5 protein-coding genes are annotated in these 6,819 nt (G+C 65.3%); 3 read left to right on the top strand and 2 right to left on the bottom strand.

Going from position 1 to position 6,819, the window contains the following annotated elements; genetic code table 11:
- Window positions 1–295, bottom strand: a 295-nt coding sequence (locus BM140_RS24905) for a transposase (protein ID WP_131803795.1), incomplete at its 3' end; no start/stop codon positions are given.
- A gap of 396 nt (window positions 296–691) precedes the next feature.
- Window positions 692–1,045, bottom strand: a complete 354-nt coding sequence (locus BM140_RS24895; RefSeq protein ID WP_091952132.1) for a hypothetical protein — start codon at window positions 1,043–1,045, stop codon at window positions 692–694.
- Between the two features lie 473 nt (window positions 1,046–1,518).
- Between BM140_RS24895 and BM140_RS24890 the strand changes: the two genes are divergently transcribed.
- The 3 genes from BM140_RS24890 to BM140_RS24875 all read left to right on the top strand — a co-directional run bounded on the left by BM140_RS24890 (window position 1,519) and on the right by BM140_RS24875 (window position 6,629).
- Complete coding sequence (locus BM140_RS24890; protein WP_091952131.1) at window positions 1,519–2,757, top strand: hypothetical protein; 1,239 nt, start codon at window positions 1,519–1,521, stop codon at window positions 2,755–2,757.
- 381 nt (window positions 2,758–3,138) lie between these two features.
- Entirely contained in the window at window positions 3,139–3,636 is a 498-nt protein-coding gene (locus BM140_RS24885) for a hypothetical protein (RefSeq protein WP_091952130.1), read from the top strand.
- 1,325 nt (window positions 3,637–4,961) lie between these two features.
- On the top strand, window positions 4,962–6,629 hold the full coding sequence (locus BM140_RS24875) for a methyl-accepting chemotaxis protein (protein WP_091952129.1): 1,668 nt from the start codon (window positions 4,962–4,964) through the stop codon (window positions 6,627–6,629).
- Window positions 6,630–6,819 lie beyond the last annotated feature (190 nt).

Raw genomic sequence — 6,819 nt, 5'->3', positions numbered from 1 at the left:
GCCAGTCGATCTCACCGGCCGCGTGCAGGCGCTCCAACAGGACCTGATGCAGCCGCGCCCACACGCCGGCTGCCTGCCAGTCGCGCAGACGCCGCCAGCAACTCATGCCGCTCCCGCAGCCCATCTCGGCCGGTAGCATCTCCCAGGGTAGGCCGGAGCGCAGCACGAACAGGATGCCGGTCAGCGCCGCCCGATTGTCGATCGGAGGCCGTCCGCCCTTCGGGCGCGGCCGAGGCGGCGGCAGGAGCGGGGCAATCTCCGTCCAGAGATCGTCGGGAAGCAGAGCGCGAGCCATGCCCCACCAACGCACCATCCACCGCTTCGTGCCGTTCTGTTAGGCGCTCTAAGCCACGGGCGGTAGCCTCGGCGGCTGCGGCCCGGAACTCGTCCGAGGTCTCGGCGTCGAAGTGGCCGGAGCGCCCGCAGCGGGAGCACACCACCGCGACGGTGGGAGAGCCGATGTCGAGGCCGGCGGTCCACTCCGATCCGCAGACCGCAGGGTCGGGGCAACGCGGCTCGAAGGGGCGCTCGGAGATCGATACGATGGCGGCCTCGACGGCGGCGAGGCCTTCCGTCGAAAAGGAAGTCTGGATGTTGGCGGTGGAGCGGTGCACGGGGAGGCCTGCTGTCAGGCCGCCTATCGCGGCCGGGTAGCCTCAAGCCTGCGCGTCACCCCGTCACCCATTCCAGGCTACGCCCGGTTGCGGCGCTCCCCGCGCTTGGAGAGCACCGTCACGACCCGGCCGCCCTTTAGGACGAGGCCGACCCCATCGCGGCAGACGCCGATCGCGCCGTGCCGCTTGCCCACGCCGCCGAAGAAGGCCAGCCACGCGCGGATGCCCGGCACGTCGACGCCCAACGCCACCATGGCATCCACCGCCTCAAGGTCCTCTAGCCCTTCGAGGGTGTCCTCCAGCCCGAGAATTCGATCGCCGTATCGGCGGACGGCATGCAGCGTGACGTGAGCCCTCACGCCCGCGGAGTGGTCATGGACGACGTCGGCAGGCGGCGGCGAGGCGGGCCGGGCGGTAAGGGCAGCGGACACGGTGAGCTCTCCAATGAGGGTGAGGAGAGCCTCGATCGGGATACCCGATTTGGGCAGGGGGCCAGCAAGAGGTCGTTCCCATCGCCGTCAGGCCGCAGGAATCCCGAAATGACACGGCCACCGATTCGCGGCTGTAAGGATTCGTTAGGGGGTGCTGGGGGGCCGACAGGGAGGGTGCGCAATCTGCCGCAGGGAAATCATCCACGCCCGAGAACACGCTTAAAGGCGGCCTAAGGCGGTCTGAGGCCAGAAACCGAACGCACCCACAGCCGCCCTCGAAGAACCCCCGCCAGCGGTCAGAAAAACGGGGTCGCTCGGTGCCAAACAAGCCAACCCTAGGGTCAGGTAAATCCTAGGGTATAGCGGCCAATCTATACTGTCCAGCAAGCCTAGACGAATTCCAAGACCGGAGAGAACCTACTCGATGCGACGCCGGAGTGGTGCCTGGCGCGCATACGACCGGGTGACATCTCATGATCGACATGGAGCAGGCGCGAGACCGCGCCCTCGATTTCCGCTGGGGCGTCCCGGCGGAGCTGCTGTGGGCTGCGGGCATTCCCGACACGCCCGACAAGCTGTACGACCAGGCGCGGCGTTCGATCCTCGCCGCGGCGTGCATCGCCGCCGACGAGGCTCCCTTCGGCGACGCGTGGTGGATCAGCTACAGCCGGCGGAAGGCTTTCTACGAAGGCCAGCAGCGCTACCAAGGCCTCCCCTACACGTACGAACGCGTGACCGCCGCCATCGCAGAGGGCGTAGCGCTAGGGCTGCTGGAAGAGGAACGGGCTAAGCCGGGCGCGCATCTCGCGAAGGATCCGCGGCAGTCGCGCTTCAGGGCAACGCGGGACCTGTTGTCCTCGTTTCAGGACAGCCCGTTCGAGTACCGCCGGCGCCCCTCTCCCATCATGCTTCGTGACGCCGATGGGCAGCCAATCCCGCTGCCAACGACGCAAGCCGTTCAAAGGCTTAGACGTGAGATGGAGGCTCTCGAACCGTACTTCGGCAGCATCCGCCTCACGCTTGGACAGGGCGATGGCTGGGAGTACGCCAAGCGGACCCTACGAGCGCGTAGCGATAGGACTGGCGGCTGGGCCAATGTCACGCCCGAGCCTTGCCTCCACCCCGTCCGCATCTTCAGCCGGGCGTCCATGTCGAAGGGCGGCAGGCTCTATGCATGGTACCACCAGCTCCCCTCGGCCCGTCGAGCGGAGTGCCTCATCAACGGCGAGATCATCGTTGAGCCCGACTTCTCGGCCCTACACCCGAGGCTGCTCCACGCCTTGAAGGGCGTAGAGATGCGGCACGATCCCTACGAAGTGGCAGAGTGCCCCCGGCCCCATGCCAAGAGGGCCCTGAACACGCTCATCAACGCCCGGTCGCGCATGCAAGCTGCCGCCTCACTCTTCCACCACCCGAGCTTCCCTAAGGATCGAGCCTACGTGCAGCGCGTGATGCGAGCCGTGGAGAAGCGGAACCCCGTGATCCGCTCCTTCCTTGGTTCCGACGCCGGTATCGACCTCATGGCGATCGATAGCCGCATGGCCCTCGATGTCGTGAAGGGGTGCGCCAAGCTCAGCATCCCGGTCCTACCCGTCCACGACAGCTTCGTGGCTCCCGCGTCTCAAGGGTCTCGCGTGGAGGGAATAATGGACGAAATCCTTGCCCGCACCGTCAACAAGCTAAGTTATTCTAAATCCTCAACGAACAGGTGATTTTCCCCACATATGGAGGGCCCCCGCCCTCCGCCGGTCCCCGTTTGCGGGGCCCGGTCCCCGTCCCTCCGTGTCTCCGCCGGTGCCTGGTGAGGCTACCCGGGGACCGTCTCTCCGCCGCTGGGAGGTCTGGCTACCCGGGGACCGTCTCCCCCCGGTTCTGTGTTCTTCTGTCCTGTCTAACACCCTGCGGTCAAACGTCTTTCTGTGTTTATCCGCGACGCTGTTCTTGTGGGAATCGTGCTGGTGAGCTATAACCTACGTGTCCACCCGGATCGATGCACCACATCGTGAACCCCTCGTCTGTCTTCCAGGCGGGGGGTTCTTCATGCCCGGGCGTGACGTGGAAGCGGTGACGGGCACCGGCGTACGGTCTCCGCCATGGTCATTCACATCGACATCGTCAGCAGCGTTTGCGACCAGGTCGCGGCTTGGCAACAGGCATTCCTCGGCGAGGCGAACCTCGACCGCTTCCGCCGGGCCGCCGCATGGACGATGTCTGAGGTCGCGAAGGGTGCGGCGTCCGGCGCCAAGGATGCCGTCGAGGACGCGTTCGAGAACCCGACGCCGTGGATGCGAGGCGTCTTCGGCTACAAGCGCGCCCTGACCCGCTCTGGTGACGACGTGAGCGCCGAGCTATTCGTGAAGCCCTCGCAGTCGATCGTCCTCAAATATGCGCTCGGCGACGATCCCCAGATCCGCCGACCCGGCGACGTCGGCTTGGCGCGCGAGAAGATCTTGGTCCCTCACTGGCGCAACCTGGCGCTGACCCAGGGGATCAACCGCAACGCCTACGGAAACCTCCCCGGGGGGGGTGGCAGCGCGCCTGGCACGCGAGGCGGCAGGCACCGCGGCTCGCCGCCGGGTCGCTGGCTGTAGGCAGGCACGTGGGATGCGACGGGGCCTGCCCGATCCCGTCGCGCCGGTTGTCCCTCAGCGAGGACAACAGGCTCCCGCGCGAGCCAGGGCAACGGGCCGTCTCAGGCCCTCGCCACCCCTCATGGTGTGAGTAGTGGCATCGACGTCGCCGACGTCGTCGCCATCATCGCCGTCGTCGTCACCCCTAGGGATGGGGTCCCCTTGGCGTCAGGGAAACCTGCGGGGAGGCATTCGCCCCCAGGCTCTCGACACTTGTGATTTTTTTTTCGAGGGGCCCCGCATTCCCCATTCGCGCGAGGCTCAACCCTCTGACCCCGCAGTTAGGCGGCCCTCACGCTCGCCAGGAAGCGGGAGACCTCCCCCGTGAGATGCTCGGATTGGCGCGACAGTTCTGACGCTGCGCTGAGCACTTGGCTCGACGTCAGCAGAGCCGAGAGCGAGGCGTGGCGCACCCGCTTTGCAGAAGCTGTCAGGCAACTCTCTTCAGCTGGGATCGAGGCGATGCCCAACGAGGCAGGCGCCGAGATTTATCTGGCGCAACGGGCACGATGGCAGCCACACATCGCGCGACTGGCACCCTCGATGGCGTACCACATCGACGAACTGAGACCCGGCGGAGACAATCGCCGATGATATGTTCTCTCCCTGTAAGCGCGCGTAGACGATGTCCGTTTCGATGCATCCGCCGTCCAGAAGCGGACGGGCGGAAAACCACCCCAAGCGGTCATTTCGCATCCGATCCAACCCGGCCGTCCGAAGGGCCATGTACGCTTCTCAGAAGCAGCCGTTCGTTGGCGGTCCAGCAACCTCCGCTCAGCGTCAATTCCGAAATGCTTGCTCGTGGAGAGAGATGCTCATTGGCGAGAGGTCAGGGCGGAGGGCTACAGCTACGATGAGGCCGCCGATGGACTTCGGTGAGAGGTCGGCACGGTGAAAAGCCGTTTTGGCGGCGTCCGGGCGAGAGCAGCCTGCCAATCGCGCAATCGGCGCCAGCAACTTCTATCGCGGCCTAGAGCCCAGCTCGGGCCCTCCAGGCGCCCTGTTTCCAATCGGCACCGGAACAGTGTGAAACGGGGCGTGCGTCCGGAGCCTATGCGACGTCGGCGTCAGCCGGGGTGTACGACGGGCAAGGTATGCGACTGGAAGGACAGCCAGCGATGTCCTGATTGTGACTGGCCGGCATCACGCCGGGCATGGTCCTCAGACGTCGAACAGCCGTCGTATTAACCAAATGCCTCTATTTTGCGCATCCAGACAGCAGGCACCACTCCGGTTCGGGTGATGCATGTGTCGGCTGTGGCGATCAAAGAGGCAGTTTTTCGACGATGACGATCAAACAGCGGCTTGTGTCAGTCTTGACCGCGATAGGCCTCATTCTCCTAGGCACGGCGGCGCTTGGGAATTTCGCGCTTCATTGGAGCCATTCAAGCCTCAAGACCGTATACGAGGACCGGGTTGTCTGCCTCCGTCAATTCAGTATTATTCGAGATGCCTACGATGATATCATCGACGTGTCGCGGATGCTGCGCAGTAAGAACATCGCATTCTCTGTGGCAAAGGAGAAGATCGAGCGCGATCTCTCTAACCTACACACGCAATGGTCCGCCTATCAGGCGACTTTGTTGACTAAGGAAGAGGAGGTACTTGCCAAGGACCTGAAAATTCAGATCGATCAGAACGCCGTCGCCGTCTCCGAGATCCTCAAGCGCATCGCGCAGGGCGACATTTCCGATTTCGATACCACATATGCTGACCTGTTGAAGAACATGCAGGTCACCAACGTGGCTCTCAGCAAGCTGACCACGCTGCAGGTCCGCGAAGCGGAGGCTGAGTTCAATCGCTCCGAGAACACGGCAGGTTGGTCCCGCCTCGCGCTGCTTGCAGCACTTGGCGTCGCGGCGCTGAGCATCGCCTACGGCGTCTATACGGTCGTCGTACAGGTTACCCGTCCGCTGGGCAGGCTCGTCAGCGTGCTGCAGCGGATGGCTCGCGGCGAGACCGATGCCGAGATCGCGGAGTCGGTCCGCAGCGATGAAATCGGCGCGGTCGCCAAGGCGGTCGATGGCATTAAGGCCATGGTCGCCCGAAAGGCCGCCGAGGAAGCTGAGGTCAAGCGCCGCGCCGACGAGGCTGCCGCAGCCGAGCGCAAGCGTACCATGATCGAGCTCGCTGACGGCTTCGAGCGCGCGGTCGGCGGCATCGTCGGGATGGTGTCGTCCTCAGCCACCGAACTTCAGGCAACCGCCCAGCAGATGACTGCCACTGCTCAAGAGACCGCAAGCCAGTCCACTACTGTCGCGGCCGCTGCGGAGGAGGCCGCCGCCAACGTCAACACTGTCGCGGCTGCCGCCGAAGAGCTCGGCTCGTCCGTGCAGGAGATTGGCCGACAGGTGTCCGGCTCGACACAGCTGGCCCAGTCGGCCGTCGGCGAAGCTGATCAGACTATGCACTTGGTCCACGCCCTGCAGGCCACCTCGGCCCGGATCGGCAACATGGTGGGCATGATCTCAGGCATCGCCGGGCAGACCAATCTGCTGGCGCTAAATGCGACCATTGAGGCGGCGCGTGCCGGAGCGGCGGGACGGGGCTTTGCCGTGGTCGCCTCTGAGGTCAAGGCGCTGGCCGAGCAGACTGCAAAGGCGACCGAGGAGATCGGTCGCCAGATCGCGGAGGTGCAAGGCGTGACCGCGCAGGCAGTCACGGCAATCGGCAGCATCACCGGGCGGATACGTGAGATCGACAGCGTGGCGACCTCCATCGCCGCGGCCGTGGAGCAGCAGGGTGCGGCGACCCAGGAGATCGTACGTAACGTCGCCCTCGCCTCGACCGGGACCAACGAAGTGACCGGCAACATCGCCGGGGTCGCGCAGGCTTCAGAGGAGACCGGAGCGGCAGCTACCCAGGTGCTGTCGGCGGCCTCCGAACTGTCGCGGCAGTCGGAGCATCTCGGTGCCGAGGTCGGCCGCTTCCTAGCAACGGTCCGCGCCGCCTGACCTTGCTTCGGCGGATCCAGTACGCACGGCTGCCATTCGAAGGTCCGCTTCTGGCCGAGGCCGTGTGAGAACGCCGATCCGTCAGGCTTGGGTCGTTTGCGTGGAGCAGCGTGGCAGATCGAACTGGCGAGCCTCAGGCCCGGATGGCCGCCAGCAGCGGACCGACCCCGAAGATCTGGATCATCCGCTT

It is taken from the genome of Methylorubrum salsuginis (assembly GCF_900114375.1).
In the GTDB taxonomy this organism is placed as follows: Bacteria; Pseudomonadota; Alphaproteobacteria; order Rhizobiales; family Beijerinckiaceae; genus Methylobacterium; species Methylobacterium salsuginis.
This window is presented reverse-complemented; position numbering and strand designations above follow the sequence as displayed.